Source organism: Agromyces molybdatiresistens, assembly GCF_052748445.2.
On sequence record NZ_CM188258.1, the window covers coordinates 1,195,976 to 1,222,503 of the forward strand.

Annotated in this window: 19 protein-coding genes; 15 read left to right on the forward strand and 4 right to left on the reverse strand. The window is 72.1% G+C overall.

Annotated features, from left to right (window positions below; genetic code table 11):
• Positions 1–106: 106 nt before the first annotated feature.
• The 4 genes from pta to ACULK2_RS05470 all read left to right on the forward strand — a co-directional run bounded on the left by pta (position 107) and on the right by ACULK2_RS05470 (position 5,712).
• Positions 107–2,239, forward strand: coding sequence for a phosphate acetyltransferase (gene pta, locus ACULK2_RS05455; RefSeq protein WP_445970218.1), 2,133 nt, complete (start codon positions 107–109; stop codon positions 2,237–2,239).
• Positions 2,236–3,435: an acetate/propionate family kinase gene (locus ACULK2_RS05460; protein WP_445970217.1), complete on the forward strand. Its 1,200-nt coding sequence runs from the start codon at positions 2,236–2,238 to the stop codon at positions 3,433–3,435. Before pta ends, ACULK2_RS05460 begins: the two co-directional genes overlap by 4 nt.
• A 178-nt stretch (positions 3,436–3,613) precedes the next feature.
• Complete coding sequence (locus ACULK2_RS05465) at positions 3,614–4,207, forward strand: helix-turn-helix domain-containing protein (protein WP_445970216.1); 594 nt, start codon at positions 3,614–3,616, stop codon at positions 4,205–4,207.
• Complete coding sequence (locus tag ACULK2_RS05470; protein ID WP_445970215.1) at positions 4,204–5,712, forward strand: MFS transporter; 1,509 nt, start codon at positions 4,204–4,206, stop codon at positions 5,710–5,712. The genes ACULK2_RS05465 and ACULK2_RS05470 overlap by 4 nt, the downstream gene beginning before the upstream one ends.
• A gap of 7 nt (positions 5,713–5,719) precedes the next feature.
• Here ACULK2_RS05470 and ACULK2_RS05475 read toward each other — a convergent pair whose 3' ends face one another.
• A complete protein-coding gene (locus ACULK2_RS05475; RefSeq protein WP_445970214.1) occupies positions 5,720–6,094 on the reverse strand; it encodes a TraR/DksA family transcriptional regulator in 375 nt (124 codons plus the stop codon).
• 245 nt (positions 6,095–6,339) lie between these two features.
• On the opposite strand from ACULK2_RS05475, the gene ACULK2_RS05480 reads away from it, so the two are divergent.
• The 4 genes from ACULK2_RS05480 (at position 6,340) to ACULK2_RS05495 (ending at position 14,944) form a co-directional block, all read left to right on the forward strand.
• Positions 6,340–11,343 (forward strand): carboxypeptidase regulatory-like domain-containing protein, encoded by a 5,004-nt coding sequence (locus tag ACULK2_RS05480; protein WP_501044968.1) that lies wholly within the window; start codon positions 6,340–6,342, stop codon positions 11,341–11,343.
• A 137-nt stretch (positions 11,344–11,480) separates the two neighbouring features.
• On the forward strand, positions 11,481–13,928 hold the full coding sequence (locus ACULK2_RS05485; RefSeq protein ID WP_445970356.1) for a DNA polymerase III subunit gamma and tau: 2,448 nt from the start codon (positions 11,481–11,483) through the stop codon (positions 13,926–13,928).
• Between the two features lie 3 nt (positions 13,929–13,931).
• Positions 13,932–14,528: a recombination mediator RecR gene (gene recR / locus ACULK2_RS05490; RefSeq protein ID WP_438855482.1), complete on the forward strand. Its 597-nt coding sequence runs from the start codon at positions 13,932–13,934 to the stop codon at positions 14,526–14,528.
• Positions 14,529–14,590: 62 nt separating this feature from the next.
• Complete coding sequence (locus ACULK2_RS05495) at positions 14,591–14,944, forward strand: nuclear transport factor 2 family protein (protein ID WP_445970355.1); 354 nt, start codon at positions 14,591–14,593, stop codon at positions 14,942–14,944.
• Here ACULK2_RS05495 and ACULK2_RS05500 read toward each other — a convergent pair whose 3' ends face one another.
• Positions 14,945–15,466, reverse strand: a complete 522-nt coding sequence (locus ACULK2_RS05500) for a hypothetical protein (protein ID WP_445970354.1) — start codon at positions 15,464–15,466, stop codon at positions 14,945–14,947. It lies immediately after the preceding gene.
• 119 nt (positions 15,467–15,585) lie between these two features.
• Here ACULK2_RS05500 and ACULK2_RS05505 point away from each other — a divergent pair, with 119 nt between their 5' ends.
• Both ACULK2_RS05505 and ACULK2_RS05510 read left to right on the forward strand, forming a co-directional pair.
• Entirely contained in the window at positions 15,586–16,860 is a 1,275-nt protein-coding gene (locus ACULK2_RS05505) for an aspartate kinase (RefSeq protein WP_445970353.1), read from the forward strand.
• Positions 16,861–17,116: 256 nt separating this feature from the next.
• Positions 17,117–18,178, forward strand: coding sequence for an aspartate-semialdehyde dehydrogenase (locus ACULK2_RS05510; RefSeq protein WP_445970352.1), 1,062 nt, complete (start codon positions 17,117–17,119; stop codon positions 18,176–18,178).
• 128 nt (positions 18,179–18,306) lie between these two features.
• Here ACULK2_RS05510 and ACULK2_RS05515 read toward each other — a convergent pair whose 3' ends face one another.
• The gene (locus tag ACULK2_RS05515; protein WP_445970351.1) at positions 18,307–18,930 is read right to left on the reverse strand and encodes a MerR family transcriptional regulator; all 624 of its coding nucleotides are present in this window, start codon (positions 18,928–18,930) and stop codon (positions 18,307–18,309) included.
• A gap of 89 nt (positions 18,931–19,019) precedes the next feature.
• On the opposite strand from ACULK2_RS05515, the gene ACULK2_RS05520 reads away from it, so the two are divergent.
• From ACULK2_RS05520 to ACULK2_RS05530, 3 genes are all read left to right on the forward strand, one after another.
• Entirely contained in the window at positions 19,020–19,439 is a 420-nt protein-coding gene (locus ACULK2_RS05520; protein ID WP_445970350.1) for a hypothetical protein, read from the forward strand.
• A 221-nt stretch (positions 19,440–19,660) separates the two neighbouring features.
• A complete protein-coding gene (locus tag ACULK2_RS05525) occupies positions 19,661–21,091 on the forward strand; it encodes a malate:quinone oxidoreductase (protein ID WP_501044989.1) in 1,431 nt (476 codons plus the stop codon).
• 323 nt (positions 21,092–21,414) lie between these two features.
• Complete coding sequence (locus tag ACULK2_RS05530; protein ID WP_445970348.1) at positions 21,415–23,232, forward strand: ATP-binding cassette domain-containing protein; 1,818 nt, start codon at positions 21,415–21,417, stop codon at positions 23,230–23,232.
• Between the two features lie 10 nt (positions 23,233–23,242).
• On the opposite strand, the gene ACULK2_RS05535 is transcribed toward ACULK2_RS05530, so the two are convergent.
• Positions 23,243–23,782, reverse strand: a complete 540-nt coding sequence (locus ACULK2_RS05535) for a VanZ family protein (protein WP_445970347.1) — start codon at positions 23,780–23,782, stop codon at positions 23,243–23,245.
• A gap of 102 nt (positions 23,783–23,884) precedes the next feature.
• On the opposite strand from ACULK2_RS05535, the gene ACULK2_RS05540 reads away from it, so the two are divergent.
• Both ACULK2_RS05540 and ACULK2_RS05545 read left to right on the forward strand, forming a co-directional pair.
• Positions 23,885–25,024 carry an Rv2578c family radical SAM protein gene (locus ACULK2_RS05540; RefSeq protein WP_445970357.1) on the forward strand — a complete coding sequence of 380 codons (1,140 nt, stop codon included), beginning with the start codon at positions 23,885–23,887 and terminating at the stop codon, positions 25,022–25,024.
• 141 nt (positions 25,025–25,165) lie between these two features.
• On the forward strand, positions 25,166–26,527 hold the full coding sequence (locus tag ACULK2_RS05545; protein ID WP_445970346.1) for a sensor histidine kinase: 1,362 nt from the start codon (positions 25,166–25,168) through the stop codon (positions 26,525–26,527).
• Position 26,528: the final 1 nt, after the last annotated feature.

A 26,528-nucleotide genomic window follows, 5' to 3' on the forward strand; every position in this document is an offset into this window, starting at 1 on the left:
GCGTCGGGTGCGAACAGCATAGGCGAACACCGCTCGGGTTCCGGAACCCAGGGCGCCCCCAGCGCCCGCCCAGCGCCCGCCGCGGGCGCCTCGCTAGGCTGGCCGGGTGGCGCACAGCATCTACATCTGCTCCGCCGAGGGGAACACCGGCAAGTCGACCGTGGCCCTCGGAACGCTGGACACGTTGAGCCGACGCGCGACCCGGGTGGGCGTCTTCCGCCCCATCGCGCGCTCCACCGAGGAGCGCGACTACGTGCTCGAGCTGCTGCTCGCGCACGACGGCGTCATCGAGCTCGGCTACGACGATGCGATCGGCGTCACCTACGAGGACGTGCACGCCGACCCCGAGGCCGCGCTCGCCACGATCGTGCGTCGATTCAAGGCGGTCGAGTCGCGGTGCGACGTGGTCGTCGTGATCGGCTCCGACTACACGGATGTCGGCAGCCCGACCGAGCTGGCCTTCAACGCGCGCATCGCGGCGAACCTCGGTGCACCGGTGCTCCTCGTGGTCGGAGGCCGCGTCACCCAGGGGCGGGGCGCGAGCGAGCGGCTCGGGTACACGGACGCCCGAACGCCCGACGAGCTCGCCCAGCTCACCGAGCTCGCGGTCGAGGAGCTCGAGCGCGAGCACGCGACCCTGCTCGGCGTCGTGGCGAACCGTGCGGACCCCGACCGGCTCGACGACGTCGTCGAGGCGGTGCGCGCTGCGTCGGGCGCAGCCGGCGCGCCGGCGGCATCCGTCTCGGTCTGGGCCATCCCGGAGGACCAGTACCTCGTGGCACCCTCGATGCGGTCGGTCATGCACGCCGTGGGCGGCGAGCTGTACGCGGGCGATCCCGAACTGCTCGAGCGCGAGGCGCTCGGCGTCGTCGTCGCGGCGATGTCGATGGAGAACGTGCTCGCCTGGCTCACCGAGGCTGCCGTCGTCGTCGTGCCTGGCGATCGCAGCGAGGTGCTGCTCGGCGTGCTCACGGCGCATGCGTCGGCGACCTTCCCCTCGATCGCGGGCATCGTCCTGAACGGCGGGTTCCCCGTCTCCGAGACGGTGGAACGCCTCATCGAGGGCCTGAAGTCGGGCCTGCCGATCATCCGGACCCAGCTGAGCAGCTACGACACCGCGCTCGCGATCACGCAGACGCGCGGCAAGCTCGCCGCCGAGTCGCAGCGCAAGCGCGACACGGCCCTCGCCCTCTTCGAGAAGCACGTGGACGAGGCCGAGCTGCTCGACCGGCTCGACGTGGCGCGCACCGACGTCGTCACTCCGCTCATGTTCGAGTACGAGCTGCTCGCCCGCGCGCGCGACGCCCGCAAGCACATCGTGCTGCCCGAGGGGTACGACGATCGGATCCTGCGCGCCGCGGCGACCCTGCTCGCGCGCGACGTCGCCGACCTCACGATCCTCGGCGAGGAGATCGAGATCCGCTCGCGCGCGATCGGCCTCGGCCTCGACATCTCGAAGGCCACGGTGCTGTCGAACCACGACCACGTGCTCGTGTACCGGTTCGCCGACGAGTACCAGCGGCGCCGCGCGCACAAGGGCATCACCCTCGAGCAGGCCCGCGACACCGTGCAGGACGTCTCGTACTTCGGCACGATGATGGTCGAGCTGGGCCTTGCCGACGGCATGGTCTCGGGGGCGATGCACACGACGGCGCACACGATCCGCCCGGCGTTCGAGATCATCAAGACGAAGACCGACGTCGACGTCGTCTCGAGCGTCTTCCTCATGGCGCTCGCCGACCGTGTGCTCGTCTACGGCGACTGCGCGGTCGTGCCCGATCCCACGGCGGAGCAGCTCGCCGACATCGCGATCTCGTCGGCGCAGACCGCGGTGCAGTTCGGCATCGAGCCGCGCGTGGCGATGCTGTCGTACTCGACCGGCGAGTCCGGTTCGGGGGCGGATGTCGACAAGGTGCGCCGCGCGACCGAGCTCGTGCGCGAGCGCGCGCCGGACCTGCCCGTCGAGGGGCCGATCCAGTACGACGCGGCAGCCGATGCCGCGGTGGCGCGCACGAAGCTGCCCGGCTCGTCGGTCGCGGGCCGCGCGACGGTGTTCGTGTTCCCCGACCTCAACACGGGGAACAACACGTACAAGGCGGTGCAGCGCTCGGCGGGGGCGGTCGCGATCGGGCCGGTGCTGCAGGGGCTCAACAAGCCCGTGAACGACCTCTCCCGCGGTGCCCTCGTGCAGGACATCGTGAACACGGTGGCGATCACGGCGATCCAGGCGGCGTCGTGACCGGCAGCACCGTCCTCGTCGTCAACTCCGGCTCGTCCTCCCTGAAGTACCAGCTGGTCGACGTCGAGGCCGGGCATCCGCTCGCCTCCGGTCTCGTCGAGCGCATCGGCGCGGGCGCCGGCCGCGCCACCCACACGGATGCCGCGGGCGAGGCCTTCCGCGAGGACGTCCCGGTCGCCGACCACCACGAGGCCTTCGCGTGGATGCTCCGGGCGTTCGCCGACCACGGCCCGTCGCTCGAGGAGCACGCGCCCGTCGCGGTCGGGCACCGCGTGGTCCAGGGCGGCGCTCGCTTCTTCGAGCCGACCGTCATCACCGAGCTCGTGAAGATCAACATCGACGAGCTCTCGGTGCTCGCGCCGCTGCACAACCCCGCGAACCTCGCCGGCATCGTCGCCGCCGAGCAGGCCTTCCCTTCGGTGCCGCACGTCGCCGTCTTCGACACCGCGTTCCACCAGACGATGCCGCCCGAGGCGTACCTGTACGCGCTCGACCGCGACCTCGCCGAGAAGCATCGAATCCGGCGGTACGGGTTCCACGGCACGTCGCACCGGTTCGTGTCGCGAGCGGCGGCGGCCCACCTCGGTCGCCCGGTCGAGGAGCTCAAGCTCATCGTGCTGCACCTCGGCAACGGCGCCTCGGCGTGCGCGGTCGACGGCGGGCGCTCCGTCGAGACGAGCATGGGCATGACCCCGCTCGAGGGCCTCGCGATGGGCACGCGCTCGGGCGATCTCGACCCGGCCGTCGTGCTGCACCTGCAGCGTCGCGCCGGGCTCGGCGTCGACGAGGTCGACGACCTGCTCAACAAGCGGAGCGGCATGCTCGGCCTCGGCGGGCACGGCGACATGCGCGACCTGACCGAGGCCGCGGCATCCGGTGACGAACGCGCGCGCGTCGCGCTCGAGGTGTACGCGCACCGCATCCGCGCCTACGTGGGTGCCTACGCGGCGCAGCTCGGCCGGGTCGACGCGATCGTGTTCACCGCCGGCGTCGGGGAGAACTCGGCTGACGTGCGCGCGAGGTCGCTCGCCGGCCTCGAGGGCTTCGGCGTCGAGGTGGATGCCGCGCGCAACGCGGAGCGCTCCGGTGAGGCGCGACGGATCTCGACGGACGACTCCCGCACCGCGGTGCTCGTGGTGCCGACGAACGAGGAGCTCGAGATCGCCCGGCAGACGCTCGAGGTCGTCGCGCGCTGACCCGCTGCGTCGCCGCGGGGGCCGGTCTCCCCGGCGGTCGCCCGTCGTCCGATTCCGCGGATACACGATCACCACCCCGTCGGCGAGTCCGAGTGGGCGGCGCGGCGGATCGGATATCCGCCAGGGGATACATACAAGAAGTCTTGTACAAGAGGTCTTGTGGATCTATGCTGGCCGCATGACCGATGCCGAACGACCGTCCGTCGACTCGAACGTGCGCCTGCACGACCCCGGCCCCATGCGCGCGATGGCGCACCCCATGCGGTTGCGGATCATCGGCATCCTCCGCATGGACGGACCCGCCACCGTCGGCATGATCGCCGATCAGACGGGGGAGTCGGCCGGCTCGATCAGCTACCACGTCGCGACGCTCGCCAAGCACGGCTTCGTCGAGGAGGCACCAGAGCTCGCCCGCGACCGACGGGAACGCTGGTGGCGAGCCGCGCATGAGATGACGAGCTGGGACACGCTCGAGTTCCTCGACGATCCGGCGCGGCACGCGGCATCCGAGGCCCTGCGCCGCACCGTGCTCGAGGGGTACCACCGCGAACTGCTCGCGGCGCTCGACGCCGAGGCCGAGCTCGAGCCGGAGTGGATCGAGCCGTCCGACTCGTCCGACGGCGCCGCGCACCTCACGCTCGAGGAGTTCCGCGAGCTGTCGGCCGACCTGGCCGCCGTGCGCGACAAGTGGTGGGCGCGGCGCGGCGAGCCGGCGGAGGGCACGCGCATCGTGCGGTGGATGACCCACGTCTTCCCGAGGAGCGGCGCGTGAGCCCGCGTCGCCGGCTGCCGCTCGTCGCGCTGTTCGCCGCGCAGCTGTTCTCGCTCGGCGGGAACGCGATCGCGATCGTCGCCGTGCCGCTCATCGTGCTCCAGCAGACCGGCTCGCCGCTCGCCGCGGGGGTCGCGGGCGTCTTCGCGACCGTGCCGCTGGTGATCGGCGGTGCGCTCGGCGGCGTGCTCGTCGACAGGTTCGGCTACCGGGCGTCGAGCATCGCCGCGGATGTCGCGAGCGGCCTCACCGTCGTCGCCATCCCGCTGCTCGACGCCGCGGGCCTCCTCTCCTTCCCGGTCCTGCTCGCGCTCGTGTTCCTCGGCGGCCTGCTCGACCCGCCGGGCGACACCGCGAAGACGGTGCTCATGCCCGACCTCGCGGCGCTCGCGCGCACACCGCTCGCCCGCGCCGCAGGCGCCCAGTCGGCCGTGCAGCGCACCGCGACCATGGTCGGTGCGGGCACCGCGGGCGCCCTCGTCGCCCTGTCCGGTCCGATGACGGCGCTGCTTGCGGATGCCGCGGGCTTCGCGATCTCCGCGATCCTCGTCGCGCTGCTTGTGCCCGCCCGGGCCCGGCTCGCCGGGCTCGTCGGGTCGGACGCGCCCGCCGCCGCCGAGGCATCCGGAATCGCGGCGGACGCGGACGCCGGCGGTGACGCGCACGATCACCCGGTCGGTCAGGCGGTCCGCGACGCGGAGGCGGACGATGCAGCCCGCGACGCCGACCGCTCCGGCGCCGCCGCGGAGAGCGCGGCCGGCTTCGTCGCCGGCATCCGCTTCATCGCGAAGACCCCGCTCGCGCTCGCCGTCGTGCTGCTCGTGACGCTGACGAACGCGATCGACGCGGCGGGCATGACGGTGCTGAAGCCGGTGTACGCGTCGCAGGTGCTCGGCGATCCGGCGGCGCTGGGCTTCATGATCGGATGCTTCGCGGCGGGCGCCCTGACCGGCTCGGCCGTGTTCGGGCTCATCGGGCACCGCGCGTCGGGGCGGCTCATGTTCGCCGCGTGCTTCGTGCTCGCGGGCGCGCCACCGTACGCGGCGATGGCGCTGGGCGTGCCGATCGAGATCCTGTTCGTGATCCTCGCGCTGTCGGGCCTCGCGGCCGGTGCACTCAATCCGATGATCTCGACCGCGCTGTTCGGGGTCGTCCCCGACGGCATGCGGGCGCGCGTGTTCGGTGCGATCACGTCGGGGGTGGCGGCGTCCATGCCGATCGGCGCGTTCGCGGCCGGCGCGGCGGTCGACGCCTTCGGGTTCGTGCCGGTCGTGACGGGCGCCGCCCTGCTCTACGCCGTGCTCGGGGCGAGTCCGCTCGTGCTGCGCGCGTTCGACGGGTTGTCCGGTGCACGGGGAGGGGCGCCGGTTGCGGGCGCGCGGGACGCGACATCCGTCGTCGACCGCGACGTCGAGACCGCGGATGCGGACTCGCCCGGAGCGGTCGCGGACGCCGCGGTGCCGAATGCCGCGGTACCGGAGCCGTCGGTCGAAACCGGGCGCTGAGCGTGCGTCAGTGCAGGAGCCGCGCGCAGTCGATGCAGCGCGTCGCGGTCGGCCGCGCCTCGAGGCGGGCGACGGTGATCTTCTCGCCGCAGCGTTCGCAGACGCCGTAGGTGCCGTCGTCGATGCGGGCGAGCGCCTGGTCGATGTCGGCGAGTTCGTGCTCGACGTCGTGCAGCACCGCGGTGCGCTGCGACCACTCCTGGCTCATCGTCGGGCCGTCGGGGTCGTGCTCGTCGTCGACCGACGTGTCGGATCTCGCCTCGCGGACCGCGCTGATGCCCTCGCTCTGCTCGGCGAGGCGCTCTTCGGCCTCGCGCCGTTCCGCGAGCAGGAGCTCCCGGAACCGCTCGAGCTGCTCGGCTGTGCGGACCCCCGTCGTCACGTGACCACCTCCGTCTTCGTGCACCGGGGCGAACGGATGCCGCCGCCGCGCCGGTGCGGTCTCCCGATCCTATGCCGTCCCGCCGACTTCGCGGCCGGGTCGAACGGCCCTGCGCGGGCGAAGCCTGCCACAGCCCGAGGAGGAAAGCGCTCCCCCAGAACGGGTGCATGTGAGGACGGTCTCCGTTTCGATAGCCTGCTCGGGCGGCCTCGACTCGGGGCCGCTGACGTGTGCAAGGGGTAGGCATGGTGGAGTGGCGCGGTGTCGGTTCGAGAGACCAGGAGGCGGCTCGTCCGCCGAGGCGGGGATGGCGGACGCTCCTGGCGGCGACGGTCGCCGCCGCGCTCACGTTGACGGCTGTTCCCGGTGCGGTCGCCGCGGAACCGGCGACCGCCGGCGGCCATGCCGTCGCCCTGCCGACCGTGGCGGCCGAGCCCACGGCGGATGACCTGACCGGGGTGCAGATCGCCACGATGCCGGTCAGTCGAACGGAAGCCGGAGAGGCAGCGCAGGCCGCGCCGGCGACGGTCACCCTCACCGGGACGATCGTCGACCTGATCGGTCAGCCGGTGGCGGGCGTCGAGGTCCATGCCGGATACACGTATCACGAGTCGCCCATGGCGACCGCCGTGACGGCAGGCGATGGCTCGTTCACGATGCCGGTGACCACGGAATGGGACTTCCCCGTCCAGGTCGGAGACGCCGAAGCGCTCGGACTGGTCGGCGGCTTCCTGACGGCCGATGGGACGCTCGTCGACGGCTACGAGACCATGCGCCGGTTCGAGCCCGTTCCCGGGTTTGTCGACCTCGGAGACATCCAGCTTCGGCAGGGCCATGATGTCGGCGGCACGATCACGGTCGCCGGCCTCCCGTCGGGCGCGACCACCGAGGCACGACTCCTCATCGCCCCGTACGGCACGGACTACTCCTACCGCGAGGAGATCCTCCGGATCGGGAACGGCGCGAACCCCTGGTCGATCGTCCTGGCCGACGGCGAGTTCGCCATCACGGCGAGTGTGGGGTCGCACGCCACCCTCGTCCTTCCGGTGACCGGGGAGGGGCCGGTCGGGGTTGCCGGAACCGCCGTTTCGGATGTCGACTTCTCGCTCGACCTGTCCGGACGATCGATCACGGGAACCGTGGTCGACCCCGACGGAGTACCCGTCGCCGGCGCTCAGGTGAGCCTCGGACCCGTGGGCCCCGACGGGCAGCACCACTGGACCACCACCGGCCCCGACGGCACCTACATCCTCGGCGGCATCCAACCGAACTCCTATCGGCTGAGCTTCTCGTTGCCGTACGGTCCGGCGACGTACTGGGATGGCGCGACGGACTACCAGAACGCGGACCCGATCGTCGTCACGGAGTCCACTCCGAGTCTGGGCGGGTACGACGCCGTGGTGTATCGCGGAGCGACCGTCACGGGGACGTCCACGAACCTCGATGGCACACCGCGGATCGGCGATGTGGTCACCGCGTATCGCGACGGAGTCCAGCAGCCGATGGCCGCTGTGACCTACGACGGCACCTTCACGTTCACCGGCCTGCCCGCCGGCTCGTACACCTTCGCGATGGAGCAGGGCGGCTGGGGCGGACTCCTCCAGTACTTCGACGGGGTCACGTCGCAGGACGACGCCACCGTGATCGAACTGTCCGAAGGGGAGGAGATCGACAGCATCGACTTCGTCGCCCTGAAGGGTGCGTCGATCACGGGAACGGTCGAGCTCGAGGACGGCACGCCGGTCGAGGGTGCGGTCGTCCGTGCCTTCGCGGCGAACGACCAGTACTCGCCGATCGCCGAGGCGACGACCGATGCGACGGGGTCCTACGAACTCGACGAGTTGAATGCCAACAACTACGCACTCGCGGTCTCGGGCGGTAGCCCGCTCGTCGCGTCGCGCTGGTTCGGTGGATCTGGAACGCGCGACGACGCCACGGCGATCAGTCTCGGGGCCGATGCGACGTCGGTCGCCGACTTCGTCGTGGCGCGCGGCGCGACGGTCAGCGGGACCCTGAAGCTGCCAGACGGCGAGACCGCCGCCTGGCTGTACGCATGGGAGAACACCGGCGCCGCCGAGAGCATGTCGATCTCGGTCTTCACCGAGGAGCCCGGTGGACTGGTCGAATGGGCGCTCCCCGGTCTCGCCGCGGGAACGTGGCGGGTCTCCGCCAGCGCCGGCAGCATTTGGGCGGAGACGTCCGACATCGTGCTCAGCGCCGGTGACCACGTCTCCGACATCGCATTCGACCTCAGCGCTCAGGCGCAGCTGACGGGGACGGTCTCGCTGAAGGGTGAACCCGACCTCCTCCTCTCAGGGCGGGTCAGTCTGCTGGACGAGACGGACGAATGGGTCGCGGATGACTGGATCGACTCCGGTCGATATGCCATCTCTGGCGTCGAGCCCGGTTCGTACACGCTCGTCGTGCAGGCTCGGGATTGGGATGGTCGAGCGACGAGGGTCGTTCGGACCACTGTCGAGATCCCGGAGGGAGGGTCCGAGCCCGTCGTCCTCGATTTCGAGGTGGAGCCCGGCATCCCGGTCAGTGGTCGCGTCTTCGATTCGGCCACGGGTTCCGCGGTATCGGGTCCGAACGTCAGGTGGAGTCGCGAGACCGGCATCGGATGGCTGTCGTCGGACGGCTGGAGCTACGGCGACACGGTCGGCCAGTTCGATCTGGCGGTCGATGATGCCGGCCTCGTCTCCGTGTCGGCAGACGCCGAGTTCGACGACTACCTGAGGACCACCCTCGACGTCGACGTTCCGGAGTCGGGTACCTCAGGTCTCGAGATCGGGCTGAGCAAGGGCGCGAGCGTCTCCGGCCGAGTCATCTCGGCGAACAACGGGGTCCCGCTCTCGAACGTGTCCGTCGACCTGGTCGATGAGGACGGCGACTGGCAGTATTCCGGCTCCACCGGGTCGGACGGCCGATTCACGGTGCACGGCGTTCTCGCCGGAAGCTATCGCGTCGAGTTCAGGAACTACGGCGGGCTCTACGTCGCCGAGTGGTACGACGACCAGCCTTCGCTCGACTCGGCTGCCGAGGTCACGATCGGAACCGAACCCGTCGTCGGCATCGATGCAGCACTCTCGTTGGGGTCGGTCATCACCGGAACCGTGACCGACCCGGAGGGTGCTCCGATCCCGTGGGCCGAGGTCGGACTCGCGGTTCCGCCGACCCCGGTCGAGGCGTTCATGGGCTTCGTCGCCGAGGTGTTCGGTGCGGAACCCACGGTCGGGCGCCTGCTCGACATCGAGGTCTACGCGGATGAGAACGGCGCGTTCCGCTTCCCAGCGGTCCCCGCAGGTGAATACGCCGTCTACGTCCGCGAGGCCGGGCACCGCACGACCTGGTACGACGGCAAGGCGAGCCTCGACGCCGCAGACCTGGTGACAACGGCCACGGGCGCAGTGGCCGACATCGCGTTGACGGCGGATCCGCTGGCGGACGGCGAGACATCACTCGAGCCGGAGCAGACGCTCACCACGGAGTTCGCGGTGACGCTGCACCCGCATGACACGGAGGCGACGGACGGCGACTGGGTCGAGTTGCGAGCCGCCGCGTCGGGTACTCCCGTGCCGACCGTCGAGTGGCAGCAGCGAGCGCCCGGCGGAGACTGGGAGTCCGCCGGTGCCACGGGCGTCCGGTTCTCGTTCACCGCGGAACCGGCACTCGACGGGTACGAGTATCGCGCGCTGTTCGCGCAGGATGGGGCGACGCTGGAGTCCGACCCGGCGACGTTGACGGTCCTCGCCGCACCGACCGCGCCCGCCGCTCCTGCAGCACCGAGCGTCGACGACGTCACGAGCAGCGGTGCGACCGTGAGCTGGATCCCACCGGCCGACAACGGGGCTCCGATCAGCGGGTACACCGTCCGCCTCTTCGAGGCGGGTTCCGATGTCGCACTTCGCACCCTCGAATTGGGAGTGGTCACGCAGCAGACGATCGGCGGCCTGGATCCGGAGGCCGACTACGAGGTCGAGGTGACCGCGCGCAATTCCGTCGGCTCGGGCGAACCCTCGTCCCGCACTCCGTTCACGACTCCGGGGGTGCCGACCAGCGCGCCGGATGCCCCGACCGGTGTCACCGCGGTGGCCGGCGATGGTGTCGCCGAGGTGTCCTGGTCTGCGCCTGCATCCGACGGTGGATTGCCGATCACCGGATACCGGGTGACCGCATCGCCGGGAGGCGCGACGGCCGACGTCGCCGCCGGGGCGACGAGCGCGTCGGTGCACGGGCTCGTGAACGGGACGGCGTACACCTTCGTGGTGACGGCGACGAACGCGGTCGGCGACTCGCCGGAATCGGAGCCGAGCGAGCCCGTCACCCCGGAGGCGGCCATCGATCCGGTCGTGGAGCGGCTCTGGGGTGAGACCAGGTATGCGACGGCGGCGAACATCTCGGCGGCGAACTTCGATGAGGGTGTGCCGGTGGCGTATGTTGCGAGCGGTCTGGGCTTCCCCGACGCGCTCGCGGGTGCGCCGGTGGCCGGTGCGGATGGCGCGCCGGTGCTGCTGGTGAGTCGTGGAGTGCCGAGTGAGACCGCGGCGGAGCTGGAGCGGTTGAAGCCGGGCAGGATCGTGATCCTGGGCGGTGAGGCCGTGATCTCGGCGGCCGTGGCTGCGCAGCTCGGTGGCTACACGGATGGCCCGGTGGAGCGGCTCTGGGGTGAGACCAGGTATGCGACGGCGGCGAACATCTCGGCGGCGAACTTCGATGAGGGTGTGCCGGTGGCGTATGTTGCGAGCGGTCTGGGCTTCCCCGACGCGCTCGCGGGTGCGCCGGTGGCCGGTGCGGATGGCGCGCCGGTGCTGCTGGTGAGTCGTGGAGTGCCGAGTGAGACCGCGGCGGAGCTGGAGCGGTTGAAGCCGGGCAGGATCGTGATCCTGGGCGGTGAGGCCGTGATCTCGGCGGCCGTGGCTGCGCAGCTCGGTGGCTACACGGATGGCCCGGTGGAGCGGCTCTGGGGTGAGACCAGGTATGCGACGGCGGCGAACATCTCGGCGGCGAACTTCGATGAGGGTGTGCCGGTGGCGTATGTTGCGAGCGGTCTGGGCTTCCCCGACGCGCTCGCGGGTGCGCCGGTGGCCGGTGCGGATGGCGCGCCGGTGCTGCTGGTGAGTCGTGGAGTGCCGAGCGAGACCGCGGCGGAGCTGGAGCGGTTGAAGCCGGGCAGGATCGTGATGCTGGGCGGTGAGGCCGTGATCTCGGCGGCCCTTTCTGCGCAGCTCGAGGCGTTCCTCGACTAGAGCCGTCGACGGCGCAGGCGAACACGACCGGGCCGGATCGGTGATCCGGCCCGGTCGCTGTCGGATCGCGCCCTCGGGCGCTTGCTCGCCGCGCGAACGCCGATACCCGTGTCGGACGCCGCGACTACCATTGACGAGTGGTCACCGCCCTCTATCGCCGCTATCGGCCCGAGACGTTCGCCGAGATGATCGGCCAGTCCCAGGTCACCGAGCCGCTCATGACGGCGCTCCGCACCGACCGCGTGAACCACGCGTACCTCTTCTCCGGGCCGCGCGGCTGCGGCAAGACGACCTCGGCGCGCATCCTCGCGCGCTGCCTGAACTGCGCCGAGGGGCCGACCGACACCCCGTGCGGCACGTGCCCGAGCTGCGTCGAGCTGTCGCGTGCCGGCGGTGGGTCGCTCGATGTCGTCGAGATCGACGCGGCGAGCCACAACGGCGTCGACGACGCTCGCGACCTGCGTGAGCGTGCGGTCTTCGCCCCGGCCCGCGATCGGTACAAGATCTTCATCCTCGACGAGGCGCACATGGTGACCCCGCAGGGCTTCAACGCCCTGCTGAAGCTCGTGGAGGAGCCGCCCGAGCACGTGAAGTTCATCTTCGCGACGACCGAGCCCGACAAGGTGCTCGGCACCATCCGTTCGCGCACGCACCACTACCCGTTCCGGCTCGTGCCGCCGGCTCCGATGCTCGACTACGTCCAGAAGCTCTGCGACGAGGAGGGCGTGCAGGTCGAGCCCGGCGTGCTCTCGCTCGTCGTGCGGGCAGGCGGCGGTTCGCCGCGAGACACGCTGTCGCTGCTCGACCAGCTCATCGCCGGCTCCGAGGGCACGACCGTCGGCTACGAGCGCGCGGTCGCACTGCTCGGCTATACGCACGGCGCATTGCTCGACGACGTGGTCGAGGCGATCGGCGCCGCCGACGCGGCCCGGGCGTTCGCCGCAGCCGACCGCGTCATGCAGACCGGTCAAGACCCTCGGCGCTTCGTCGAAGACCTGCTCGAGCGCCTGCGTGACCTCATCGTCGTCGCCGCGACGACTCCGGAGGCGGCGGCCGCAGTGCTGCGCGGCGTCCCGGCCGACGAGCTCGCCCGCATGGCGACGCAGGCGTCGGTGTTCGGCGCCGCCGAGCTCTCGCGCGTGGCCGACCTCGTCAACCAGACCCTCACCGAGATGACGGGCGCGACCTCTCCGCGCCTGCACCTCGAGCTCATGCTCGCGCGCGTGCTCGTGCCGTCGAGCGACGAGACCGAGCGCGGCGCCCTCGCGCGCGTCGAACGGCTCGAGCGCCGCGTCGGGGTGACGGATGCCGCGGGCGACTCGCCCGCCGTCGGTTCTCCCGAGCCGGCCCTGCGTGCTGCCGCAGCTCCACGTGCCGACGCGCCGACGCGGGAGTCCGCGGCGGCCGCTGCTCCCGCCGCGACGGCGGCTCCCGCCGAGCACCGCCCGACCGGAGGCAGTGCGCCGGCGGCGCCGCCGAAGTGGGAGACGCCGTCGGAGCCCGCGGCTGCCACCCGGGCAGCCCCCGCGACGGCGGCCTCGACGTCCTCCGCGCCTCATGCTGCCGCGACCCCGGCGCCCTCGACCCCGGCACCGTCTCCTGCCCGACCGGTCGGCCCGGTGACGGTCGAGCAGATGCGCGACGCCTGGCCCGAGGTGCTCTCATCGCTGCAGCGCACGAAGCGCAGCGCGTGGATGGTCGCCTTCACGGCACAGGTGCTCGAGTACCGCGAGGGCGACGTGCTGGTCCTCGGGTTCCCCAGCGAGTCCGACATGGGCAGCTTCCGCTCCGGTCCGCCAGGACAGAGCGTCGGCGACCTCCTCCGCGCGGCGATCAATGAGGTGCTCGGGGTGCGCGTGAAGTTCCTCGCGCGGGTCGTCTCCGCCGGCGGCGGACCCGACCGCGGACCCGCGGCTCCAACCCCCGCGGCGCAGTCCGAAGGCGACGGCGGTCGAGTCCCGTCTCCGCCCGTGTCATCCGGATCCACGACGCCCGCCGGAGGTCCGGCAGCATCGGCGCCGGCGGCGGCACCCGCGTCTCCCGCGGGCTCGAATGGCGGTTCGGCGTCTGCGGCAACGGCCCCGGCGTCCGCCTCGGGTTCTGCCGATCGTTCGATGGGCGCTTCGACGGTCGACTCCTGGGCGACCGTCGCCATCCCGGCCTCCGATCCGACGACGCCGGAGTCCACGAACGACGGCGCCGCGGCCTCCGCGCCCGCATCGCGGTCAGTGTCGCGCACCGCCGTCGCCGAGCGTCCCGCGGTCGCGGAGCGACCGGCGCCGGCCCGGGCCGCCCCCGTCATCGCCGACGACGAGGTCCCGCCGCTCGACGACGCCGACGCGCCGCCCCTCGAGCCCGAGCCCGACTTCGCGCCGGGGCCGGAGCCGGCGAGCAACGAGGCTCCGGCAGGTCGAGCGCCGGCTCTCCGGCCGGCCCGGTCCGCTTCGCGTGGCCAGCAGGCCGCGCCCGCAGGGTCCGCCCCCGCCATCCAGCGCTATGGCGAGGCCGTGGTGCGCGACCTGCTGGGCGCGACGTTCCTCGAAGAGGTCGAGGCGCCGCAGGCCCGATTCGGCGAGCGGGGGTAGCGCGTGTACGAGGGCATCGTCCAGGAACTCATCGACGAATTGGGTCGCCTCCCCGGCATCGGGCCGAAGTCGGCGCAGCGCATCGCGTTCCACATCGTGCAGACCGAGCAGTTCGACGTCTCGCGGCTCGCCGAGATCCTCACCGAGGTGCGCGACAAGGTGAAGTTCTGCGAGATCTGCGGCAACGTCGCCGAGCAGTCGACCTGTTCGATCTGCCGTGACCCGCGCCGCGACGCGAGCCTCATCTGCGTCGTGGAAGAGGCGAAGGACGTCGTCGCCATCGAGCGCACGCGCGAGTTCCGCGGGCTCTACCACGTGCTCGGCGGCGCGATCAGCCCGATCGACGGCATCGGCCCCGACGAGCTCCGCATCCGCCAGCTCATGCAGCGGCTCGCCGACGGCACCGTCTCCGAGGTGATCATCGCCACCGACCCCAACCTGGAGGGCGAGGCGACCGCGACCTACCTCAGCCGCCTCCTCACGACGCTCGAGATCCGTGTGACCCGCCTCGCCTCCGGTCTGCCCGTCGGGGGCGACCTCGAGTACGCCGACGAGGTCACCCTCGGCCGCGCCTTCGAGGGCCGCCGCGTCGTCGGGTGACGTGATCGATCGCCGTGCGCCATCCGTTGACGATGTCGGCCGGTGCCAGTAGAACGGACCCCATGAGCGCAGGAACCGAGTGGGTCGCCGGCTACGTCCGGGCGTGGCGATCGAACGACGCCGACGACATCGCCGCCCTCTTCACCGATGACGCGGTCTACGAGTTCAGCCCTGACGACCCGGACGCGCTCCGCGGCCGTGAGGCGATCATCGCCGGATGGCTCGACTCGCGCGACGAGCCGGGCGACTGGCACTTCGACTGGGAGGTGCTGACCGAGACCGGCGACCTCGTCGTCGTGCAGGGCCGCACCGACTACCCGGCGGCCAAGCTCTACGACAATCTCTGGGTCGTCCGGCTGGCGCCGGACGGTCGCGCCACGCGATTCACCGAGTGGTACATGGAGCGCGACCGCTAGTCAGCGCAGGACCTCGACGAGCACGACCCACGCCATGACGATGGCCACGACGATCGCGAGCAGGGCCCCGAAGGCGACGACCGCCAGCCCGACCGCGATCGTGCTCGCGTCGGCGTCCGTCGAGCCGGCCCCGACCAGCACGAGCACCGCTCCGAGGGCGAAGGCCGCGACCGGAAGCATCCCGACGACGCCGCGCAGCGTCCGGGCCACGGGCGACCCGTACCCCTCGACGAGGATGGCACGCACGGCGGCGACCTGGAACCCGGCGGCGACCACGGTGGCGACGAGGAGTTCGATGCCGTACGCGATGGCCGACTGTCCGGGCACCAGGCCCACCGCGCACGCGACGAGCGCGAGCACGAGCGTGGCGACGGAGGCGCCGGCCCGAGCCGGCAGTGCACGCGACGACATGATCTCGCGGATGTTCACCGACATCGCGACGATGAGCAGACCCGCGAGCGCCGCCGTGGCGCCGACCATCGCCACGTTGAAATCCGTCCACGGCTCGAGCGTCGGGGCCATGTCGGCACTCTAGTCCGGAGTCGTCACATGGCGGGTCGCGTATGCACGCCGCCGTATGATGGACGTTCCGGCGCCGGGTGAACGTTTCCCCGGCCCCAGACACCCCCGGGAGCGCCCACGTGAGCTTGATCGTGCAGAAATACGGCGGATCGTCCGTCGCCGACGCGGAGAGCATCAAGCGGGTCGCGAAGCGCATCGTCGAGACCCGCAAGGCCGGCAACGACGTGGTCGTCGCGGTCTCCGCGATGGGCGACACGACCGACGAGCTCATGGACCTCGCGGGCGAGGTCACCCCGATCCAGGCACCGCGCGAGCTCGACATGCTGCTGAGCTCCGGCGAGCGCATCTCGATGGCGCTGCTCGCGATGGCGATCAAGGCGCTCGGCCACGACGCGCGTTCGTTCACGGGCAGCCAGGCCGGCATGATCACGGATGCCACGCACGGCGCCGCGCGCATCGTCGAGGTGACTCCGGTGCGCCTGCGCGAGGCGCTCGACGAGGGAGCGGTCGTCATCGTCGCCGGGTTCCAGGGCTTCAGCCGCGAGTCGCGCGACATCACCACGCTCGGCCGCGGCGGCAGCGACACCACGGCCGTGGCGCTCGCCGCCGCCCTCGACGCCGACGTGTGCGAGATCTACACCGACGTCGACGGCGTCTTCACGTCCGACCCGCGCGTCGTCAGGCGCGCGCACAAGCTCGACCGCATCACGAGCGAGGAGATGCTCGAGCTCGCCGGTTCGGGCGCCAAGGTGCTCCACATCCGCGCCGTCGAGTACGCGCGGCGCCACGGCGTCACGCTGCACGTGCGCTCGTCGTTCAACAACAGCGAGGGGACGATCGTCTACGACCCCGAGCGTCTTCCCGAAGGAGAAGCTGTGGAAGAGTCCGTCATCGCCGGCGTCGCGGTCGACCTGTCGCAGGTGAAGATCACCGTCGTGGGCGTCCCCGACGTCCCGGGCGCCGCGGCGAAGATCTTCAAGATCGTCGCCGGCACCGACGCGAACGTCGACATGATCGTGCAGAACGTCTCGGCGGCCGCGACCGGCCGCACCGACATCTCGTTCACCGTGCCGAAGTCCGACGGCGAGAAGGCGCTGAAGGCGCTCTCCGCCGCCCAGGAGGCGCTCGGCTTCGAGTCGCTGCAGTACGACGACCAGATCGGCAAGCTCTCGCTCGTCGGCGCCGCGATGCGATCGGCGGCCGGCATCTCGGCGAAGCTGTTCGAGGCGCTCTACGAGGCGGGCATCAACATCGAGATGATCTCGACCTCCGAGATCCGCATCTCGGTGGTCACGCGCGCCGACAGCGTCAACGCGGCGGCTCGCGCCGTGCACACGGCGTTCGACCTCGACGGCGACGACGACGCGGTCGTCTACGCCGGCACGGGTCGCTGAGCCGCCGAACCGGGCGGATGTCGCGGCGCTCCGAGCACGCGCCATCCGCCCCGCGCCGGGCCACTCGCACCGCCGACCGTCGCACCGGAGCCCGCCCTGCGTCGCACCGCTGCCCGCCACATGTCGCACCGCCGCGACATCCTGCCGGATCTGCATGACGATCGCGCCAACGTCGGACGATCGGACCGGCTTCCGTCCGACATTCCAGCCGTCGTCCTGCAGACTTGATCAAGAACCACCGATGAGGAACGAGCACATGAGCACTGGAGTGAACATCGGCGTCGTCGGCGCCACCGGACAGGTCGGCGCGGTCGTGCGCCGCCTCCTCGAGGAGCGCGACTTCCCGGTCGCGTCCATCCGCTACTTCGCGTCGGCCCGTTCGGCGGGCACGACGCTGCAGTTCAAGGGCGAGGAGATCGTCGTCGAGGACGCCTCGACCGCCGACCCCACGGGCCTCGACATCGCGATCTTCTCCGCGGGCGCGACGCTGTCGAAGGCGCAGGCCCCTCGCTTCGCGGCGGCCGGCGTCACGGTGATCGACAACTCGAGCGGCTGGCGCATGGACCCGGAGGTCCCGCTCGTCGTCAGCGAGGTGAACCCGCACGCCATCGACGAGGCGAAGAAGGGCATCATCGCGAACCCGAACTGCACGACCATGGCCGCGATGCCGGTGCTGAAGGTGCTGCACGACGAGGCGGGCCTCGAGCGCCTGATGGTCTCGACGTACCAGGCCGTCTCGGGCGCGGGCCTCGCCGGCGGCGAGGAGCTGCTCGAGCAGGCGAAGGCGGCCGTCGAGCAGGACGCGATCGGCCTCGTCCACGACGGCGGCGCGGTCAGCATGCCCGAGCCGCAGAAGTTCCCGCGTCCGATCGCGTTCGACGTGATCCCGCTCGCCGGCTCGATCGTCGACGACGGCGACCTCGAGACCGACGAGGAGAAGAAGCTCCGCAACGAGAGCCGCAAGATCCTCGAGCTGCCCGGCCTGCGCGTCGCGGGCACGTGCGTGCGCGTCCCCGTCTTCACGGGCCACTCGCTCTCGATCCACGCCGAGTTCGCGAACGACATCACGCCCGAGCGCGCGACCGAGCTGCTGGCGGATGCCCCGGGCGTCGCGCTCAGCGACATCCCCACGCCGCTGCAGGCCGCGGGCACCGACCCGAGCTACGTCGGCCGCATCCGCCGGGACCAGTCGGCGCCCGAGGGCAAGGGTCTCGTGCTGTTCGTCTCGAACGACAACCTGCGCAAGGGTGCCGCGCTGAACGCGGTGCAGATCGCAGAGCTCGTCGCCGCGAAGCTGCCGGCGTCAGCGTCGGTCTGACCCCACCCGCTCCCGAGACCCGGTCGTCGTGATGACGGCCGGGTCTCGTGCTGTCCGGACCGACGTGGAGCGACGTCGACACCGCGGCATGGCTCGCCATGGTGCGAGGGCGGATGGCGCGGCCGCCATCACCCCCCGAGGTCGAGCCGGGCCGCCGCGACGTCCTGGTGCGCGAGTCGGCGCAGCGCCAGGATCACGGGTTCGTAGAGCGCCGTGCCGAGCACGGTGTACTCGACCGCGGCGCGCGGCTCCGGCGGCATCCGCTCGACGTCGTACTCCGCGAGCTCGCGAAGCGAGCGGCCGTACGCGAGCAGCCGCTCGCCGCTGATCGGCAGCCCCGCGTCCTCGGCGGACGCGAGCGCGGTCTCGAGCTGCGCGACGGCGGGGAAGCGGGGGTCGTACACCTGCCCGAGCGCCTGCAGCGCGGCTCGGGCGCGCGGATAGGGGTCCGGGTCGCCGGCGGGTGCGGGGAGCACGCTCGGAGGCAGTGCGCCGACCGCACGGCCGAGCGTCGCGTACAGGTCGTCACCGGGTGCGTCGATCAGGGTCAGGATGGTGCGCGCCTGCTGGACGCTGAGCCCGACCGGTCCGGTCAGCGCCCGGATGAGCCGCAGCCGGCGCACGTGCGACCCGTCGTAGGTCGCCCGGGTCGCGGAGGTCGCCGCGCCGGGGTGCAGGAGCCCCTCTCGCAGGTAGAACTTGATCGTCGCGACGGCGACGCCCGAGGCGTCGGCCAGGCCCGAGATGCGCATACCGGAGCTCCTTGCATTGGATAGTGCCACTCTCTAGTATTGGAGAGCACAACTATCCAATCATCTCCGGACCAACGGAAGGGCGCGCCATGCCGTCGCCGATCGACCTCATCCTCATCGGAGCACTCCTGCTCGCGCTCGTGACCGTCGAGAGCGGCGGATGGTTCCTCACCCGCGTCGTCCGCGGCCTGGCGCCTGCGAATCCGCTGCAGCAGTCGTTCTTCCGTGCCGGGCACGCGCACGCCGCCGTCCTCATCGTGCTCTCGGTCGCGATCCTCGCCGTGCTGCCGTCTGCGGCGCTGGCCGATGGCTGGCTGTGGGTCGCCCGGCTCGGCGTTCCGGTCGCGGCGATCCTCATGCCGGCGGGCTTCTTCCTCTCCGTGCTCGGGCGTGACCCGCAGGCGCCGGGCCGCGCCATCCTGCTGCTCTGGATCGGCGCCGCCTCGCTCGCGGCCGGCCTCGTCACCGCCGGGGTGGGGATCATCGCGGGCGGCGTGCAGGCGCTCTGACCGCGACGCGCGGCGGTCGGGCGTACGCGGCCCGCCGAAGCCGCCCGGCCCGCGGGGACCGCGCGACCGCTGGTCAGCGCGCACATCCGCACCGGCCTCCGCTGGACATGACGGCCGGTCGCGACGAACGGGCTGGTCATCGCGTCCATCCGAGCGCCCATACACTGGAACGCGTGAATTCCGAGGAAACCGTCGACGTCGTCCTGATCGGCGGGGGCATCATGAGCGCCACGCTCGGCTCCCTGATCTCGCGACTGCAGCCCGACTGGAGCATCCGCGTCTACGAGCGCCTCGGCCGCGTCGCACAGGAGTCCTCGAACCCGTGGAACAACGCGGGCACCGGCCACGCCGCGCTCTGCGAGCTGAACTACATGCCCGAGGCGGCCGACGGAACCGTGAGCGCCGAGAAGGCGGTCTCGATCAACGAGCAGTTCCAGGTCAGCCGCCAGTACTGGGCGCATCTGGTCGAATCGGGCGCGTTGCCCGAGCCGAACAGCTTCATCAACTCCACGCCGCACATGACGTTCGTGCGTGGCAGGTCCAACATCGAGTACCTGAAGAAGCGCGTCGACGCACTCGAGGGCGAGCCGCTGTTCGCCGGCATGGAGTACTCCGAGGACCTGGGCACCATCGCCGAGTGGGCGCCGCTGCTCGCCAAGAAGCGGAATCCGAAGGCGAAGATCGCCGCGACCCGCATCGAGTCGGGTACCGACGTCGACTACGGCGCCCTCACCGTGCAGCTGCTCCGCGACATCGAGTCGCGCGGCGCCGAGATCCGCACCGACCACCAGGTGACCTGGCTGAAGCGCCAGAAGGACGGCACCTGGAAGCTGAAGATCCGCAACCTCGTCGGCAACACCCCCGAGACCGTGCGTGCGCGGTTCGTGTTCGTCGGCGCGGGCGGCGGCGCCCTCTCGCTCCTCCAGCACTCCGGCATCCCCGAGATCAAGGGCTACGGCGGCTTCCCGATCTCCGGGCAGTTCCTCCGCACCACGAACCCGAAGATCGTCGCGCAGCACCAGGCGAAGGTCTACGGCAAGGCCGCCGTGGGCGCCCCGCCGATGTCGGTGCCGCACCTCGACACGCGCGTCGTCGACGGCGAGACCTCGCTGCTCTTCGGCCCGTACGCGGGCTTCACGCCGAAGTTCCTCAAGACGAGCACCTGGTTCGACCTGCCGTTCTCCATCCGCCTGCACAACCTCATTCCCATGCTCCAGGTGGGACTGCGCAACTTCGACCTCGTGAAGTACCTCGTCTCCGAGCTGCTCGCGTCGCGGGACCAGAAGATGAAGGCGCTCCGCGAGTTCATGCCGACCGCGAAGTCCGAGGACTGGGAGCTCATCACGGCCGGCCAGCGCGTGCAGGTCATGAAGAAGGACCCGAAGAAGGGCGGCGTGCTGCAGTTCGGCACCGAGGTCATCTCGGGGGCGGACGGCTCGATCGCCGGACTCCTCGGCGCCTCGCCGGGCGCGTCGACCGCCGTGCCGATCATGCTCGAGGTCATGCGCAAGTGCTTCCCCGACCGCATCGGCGAATGGGAGCCGAAGATCCGCGAGATGATCCCGTCGTACGGCACGACGCTGTCCGACGATCCGGATGTCGCCGCGGCCTCGCTCGCCCGGACCGCGGCGGCGCTGCAGCTCACCGCCTGATCCCGACGAGCGGATGCCGCGGCATCCGCCCTTCCCAGGTTCGCCGGCGTCTGCTAACCTCGACGACGCTATGAAGTGAGTACATCCCACCGTCCCGCGCCTGAGGCGCCGTCGACATCGGGGTGTGCGCTCCAGCACTGATCGCGACCGTGGTCGCGCGCGCCTCGACGACGGCAGATGCCCGGCGGGATCCACCTCCGCTCCCGGGCCGTCGTCGCCGCTCACGCGCGACGACCGGCCGGTCGACGTGTCGCCCGTGCTCGCCGCTGCGTGCGGGCGGACGCCGGCGGCCCGGGGGCACCTCGCGAAGGGATCCCTTCCGCATGACGGTCACCCATTCCCACTCCTCCCACCTCCGCGCCGACGGGGTGTCGGTCGCCTTCGGGGATCGGCGCGTGTTCGCCGACCTCGGCTTCGCCGTGCCGCCCGGGCAGCGCCTCGGGCTCATCGGCGAGAACGGCGCCGGGAAGTCCACGCTCCTCCGCCTGCTCGCCGATGCGTCCCTGCCGGGGGCGATCGTGCAGGGCCGGATCGCGCGGCCTGCGCGAACCGGCCTGCTCCTGCAGGAACTGCCGTTCGCCCCGGACGACCGCGTCGACGACGTGCTCGAGGCGGCGATCGCCGAGGTGCGAGCGATCGAGCGCGAGTTCGACGACGCGGCGGCGGGGCTCGCGGCAGGCTCCGACAGCGCGCCCGGCGCCCCCGGTGAGACCGGTGCGCCAGATGAGCCCGGCGAGCAGGCTGCCGCCGACGGCGCGACGGCCTCCGCCGGCGGCGCGACGGCCGCGGCAGACCGCTACGCCCGCGCGCTCGAGGCCGCCGAGCGGGCCGACGTCTGGTCGGTGGAGCGGCGACGCGACGAGGTGCTCGACGGCCTCGGCCTGACCGGCCTCGGCCGGAGCCGCCGGATCGACGAGCTCTCGGGCGGCCAGCGCAGCCGGTTCGCGCTCGCGGCGCTGCTGCTGGCGGCGCCCGAGGCCCTGCTGCTCGACGAGCCGACGAACCACCTCGACGACGACGCGGCCGCGTTCCTCGAGGACCGGCTCCGCGCGTGGCGCGGGCCGGTGGTGTTCGCGAGCCATGACCGGGAGTTCCTCGACCGCGTCGCGACCGGGCTGCTCGACCTGGATCCCGGGCGTTCCGGAGCCACCGCCCTCGCCCGGCAGGCCGGCCGTGCGCCTGGCGGTCGGGGACGCGAGGCGGTGCTCGCGGCATCCGTCGGCACGGTCTTCGGCGGCTCGTTCAGCGAGTACCTCGGCGTCCGCGACGACGAGCTCGCGCGCTGGCGGCGGCAGTACGACGACGAGCAGGGGGAGTTGAAGCGCCTGCGCATCGCCGTCGCCGAGACCGCCCGGAGCGTCGCACCCGGACGGGGTCCGAGCGACAACGACCGGTTCATCACGCACTTCAAGGGCGAGAACGTGGCGCAGGCGGTCTCGCGGCGGGTGCGCAACGCGCAGGTGCGGCTCGCCGAACTCGAGCGCACTCAGGTCGCGCGCCCGCCGGTGCCGCTGGCGTTCGCGGGCATCCCGGCGGGGGCGCACGCGCCGTCGGATGCCCCGGGGTTGCTGCTGCAGCTCGCCGACGTGTCGGTCGCCGGCCGGCTCGACGTGCCCGCGCTGCGGGTGTCGTCGGCGACGCGGCTGCTCGTCACGGGCGCGAACGGCGCGGGCAAGTCGACGCTCCTCTCGGTGCTCGCCGGGCGGCTCGCGCCCGATCGGGGCGTGGTGCATCGTCGCCGCGGCCTGCGGGTCGGGCTCCTCGAACAGGACGTGCGATTCGCCGATCCGGATGCCTCGCCGCGCGCGATCTACGAGCTGGCGCTGGGGGACCGGCGCGCCGAGCGCGTTCCGCTCGCCGGGCTGGGCCTCGTCGCGCCGCGCGACCTCGACCGGCCCGTCGGGCGGCTCTCGGTCGGGCAGCAGCGTCGGCTCGCGCTCGCGCTCGTCATCGCGTCGCCGCCGCACGTGTTCCTGCTCGACGAGCCGACGAACCACCTCTCGCTCGCGCTCGCGGTCGACCTCGAGGAGGCCCTCGGCGGATTCCCGGGCGCGGTCGTGGTCGCCAGCCACGACCGCTGGCTCCGGCGCCGCTGGGCGGGGGAGGAGTTCGCGCTCGATGCGCGGGCGCGCGCCGCATGACGAGTCGGATCTACACGCGCTCGCGGCCGGGGATGCGGTCGGGCACCCCGGCCGCGACGCGCGCGGGTCGCACCGCGAGGACCACGACCAGCGCCCCGATGCCGGCGCCGACGCCGTTGGCGACGACGTCGCGGAGGTCGAACGTGCGGTCGGGCAGGAACGCGCGCTGCGCGAACTCGGCCGCGAGGCTCACGCCGGACGCGAGCAGCGTCGCCGAGATCACGAGGTGGAACCGCGGTCGACGGAACCAGGCCGCCCAGAGCGCGCCGAACGGAAGGAACAGCACGGCGTTCAGCCCCGACTGCACGAGCGAGTAGCGGATCCCGGCGGGCATGCCCATGCCCGCGAGGACGTCGATGATCCCGTCGACCCGGATGAGCCCGCCCTCGCCGTCCACGTGCACCGGCCAGAAGAGCACCGTCCACAGGCCGATCCCGTACGCGATGCCCAGGACCATGAGCACCAGGCGGCGCCACGCCAGCGCTCGTCCCGACGGCCCGTCGGACACGCCGGCGCGCCGCGAGCGCTCGGCGTCGGGGGTCCGTGGCATCGCCACAGCGTAGCTCGGCGGCGTTGCGGGGGCGTTGCGCGGAGGTGTCGGCGCCCCGTGCGTCGGCTTGCCACCGATTCGAACATGTGTTCGAATGAAGGCATGCGGTGGAACGGCCAGGAGATCGGCGTCGAGCAGCAGGGCACGCTGCCGGGCCTCGCCCGTCTCGACAACCTCGTCCGGTCGGTGCAGACTCCCGAGTTCGCCGGCCTCACCTTCCACGAGGTCCTCGCCAAGTCGGCGTTGAACAAGGTCCCCGGCCGGTCGTACGTGCCGTTCGGGTGGACCATCAACCCCTACCGCGGCTGCAGTCACGCCTGCGTGTACTGCTTCGCCCGGCCCACCCACGAGTACCTCGACCTCGGGCCCGGCGACGACTTCGACCGCCAGCTCATCGTGAAGGTGAACGTCGCCGACGTGCTCAGGCGAGAACTCGCGCGCCCATCCTGGCGGCACGAGCCCGTCGCGCTCGGCACCAACACCGACCCCTACCAGCGCGCCGAGGGGCGCTACGCGCTCATGCCCGGCGTCATCGACGCGCTCGCCGGCAGCGGCACGCCGTTCAGCGTGCTCACGAAGGGGAGCCTGCTGCGCCGCGACCTGCCGCTGCTCGCGAGCGCACGCGAGCACGTGCCGATCGACCTCGCGATGTCGATCGCAGTGTATGACGACGAGCTGCAGCGGTCGATCGAGCCCGGCACGCCGACGACCGCCGCGCGCCTGGCGACCGTGACCGCCGTGCGCGACGCCGGCTTCGACTGCACCGTGTTCCTGATGCCGATCCTCCCGTACCTCACCGACACGCGGGCGCACCTCGACGACGCGCTCCGGCGGGCGAAGGCCGCGGGAGCGACGAGCGTCATCTACTCGGCGCTGCACCTGCGCGGCTCGGTCAAGCCGTGGTTCTTCGCGTGGCTCGAGCGCGAGCATGCCGAGCTCGTTCCCCAGTACCGCGCGATGTTCCCGGGCTCCGCCGCCTACGCGCCGAAGGCGTACCGCGAGTGGCTCGCCGCCCGCATCCGCCCCCTCATGCGTGCGCACCGGATGGAGCGCGGCCGGGAGGACGTGGTGACGGGCAGCGTGCAGTCCTCCGCCGCGATCGGAGCGACGGGGAACGGTGCAGCCGGTGCGACCGATCGACAGCCCGGTGCGACCGGGCCGGAGAGGTTCGCGCCGCGGCGGCGAAGTGAGGTGGCGGATGCCGCCGCGCTCGCCGATGCGGCCCCGGCGATGCTCTTCTGACGGCCGGGCCGTCAGCGCCGCAGCCGAACGCGCTCGATCGGGACGTGGTCTGCTCCCGAGCCGGACTTCGGCCCAGGCGGGGGTGAATGCGATAATCCGGCCAGCGCCGTGTTTCCCCCGCACGGCCGGATCGGAGCACGAATGACCCTCGGCCTGCCCGAGCACCTCGCGCGCGCGTCCCTCAGCCGGGCGCTCGCGAGTGCCGGCCATGCCGCGGGCGCGGTGTGCCTCGCGACCGCGCTCATGGTCGCCATCGCATCGGTCGTGATCGGTTCCGGCCCCGACGGGATCTCAGACCGGCGGGCGGCCGTCGTCGCGACCGTGCTGATCGTCGTGCAGGCGCTGCTCTACGCACTGGTGACGCTGAACCCGTCCGTGACGCTCACCGTGACCTACCTGCTCGGCGGCACGGCGGTCGTGTTCGGCATCACCGCGCTCGTCATGCAGCCCGGCAACGGATTCGAGACCACGAACAACGCCGTCCTGGCGATGCCGCGCGTGGCGTTGCTGCTCGTCGGCGGCGCGGGCGTCGGGTCGCGCATCGCGATCACGTGGGCCGCCCTCGGCTGGGGCCTCGGCGAGGCGGCGAGCCTGCTCGGCGCAGCGATCGCCGGCGGAGCCTGGGCCCCGAACGCGGCGGCCGCCGCCGCACTCGGCCTCGTCATCGTCGCGCGCGTGTTCGACTCGCTGACGCGCAGCGACGGCCGCCGTGAGACCGCCCTGCACCGGGCGAGCCAGCAGACGCGCGAGCTGGTGATCCGGCACGACTACGAGCTGCGAGCCATCGCCCGGCTGCACGACACCGCGCTCAGCCACCTCGTCGCCATCGCGGCGGCCGGGTCCGGGCCGGTCGACGAACGTCTGCGCGCCGCCATCCGTCACGACCTGACCCTCATCGTCGGCCGCGACTGGGCGTCCGAGCATTCCGAGCAGGTGGATGTCGCGGGGCCCGCCGACGCGGCGACGGATGCCGCGGCCGGCGGTTCATCCGGCTCGACCGATGCGCTGCGCTCGGGCGGGACGGGCGGCGCGGCCGACGCGCGTTCCGCCGCGCGCGCGAGCGCCTCGACGATGACGGACGGCGCGCACCGCCGGGGCAGCGTCCGCGCCGCGTCATCCCACGGCCTGGGTGAGGCCCTCGCGATGGCGAGCGCCGCCGGCCTCACCGTGAACCTCTCGGGCTCCCCTGATGCGCTCGCGCTCATCGGCCCCCAGCGTCGCGCGGCGCTCGAGGCCGCCGTCTCGCAGTGCCTCGTGAACGTCGCGCGTCACGCCGGCGTCGAGGATGTCGAACTCGCGATCGGGCCGAGCGACGGCGAGGTCACCGTCGTCATCGTCGACAGCGGTCGGGGTTTCGACCCGGACCACGTCCCGGAGGATCGCATCGGACTCAAGACCTCGATCCGCGGACGCGTCGAGCAGGAGGGCGGTCGCGCCCGCATCTGGTCGAGGCCCGGCGTCGGCACGACCGTCATGCTGTCGGTCCCGAAGGGCGGCGCATGAT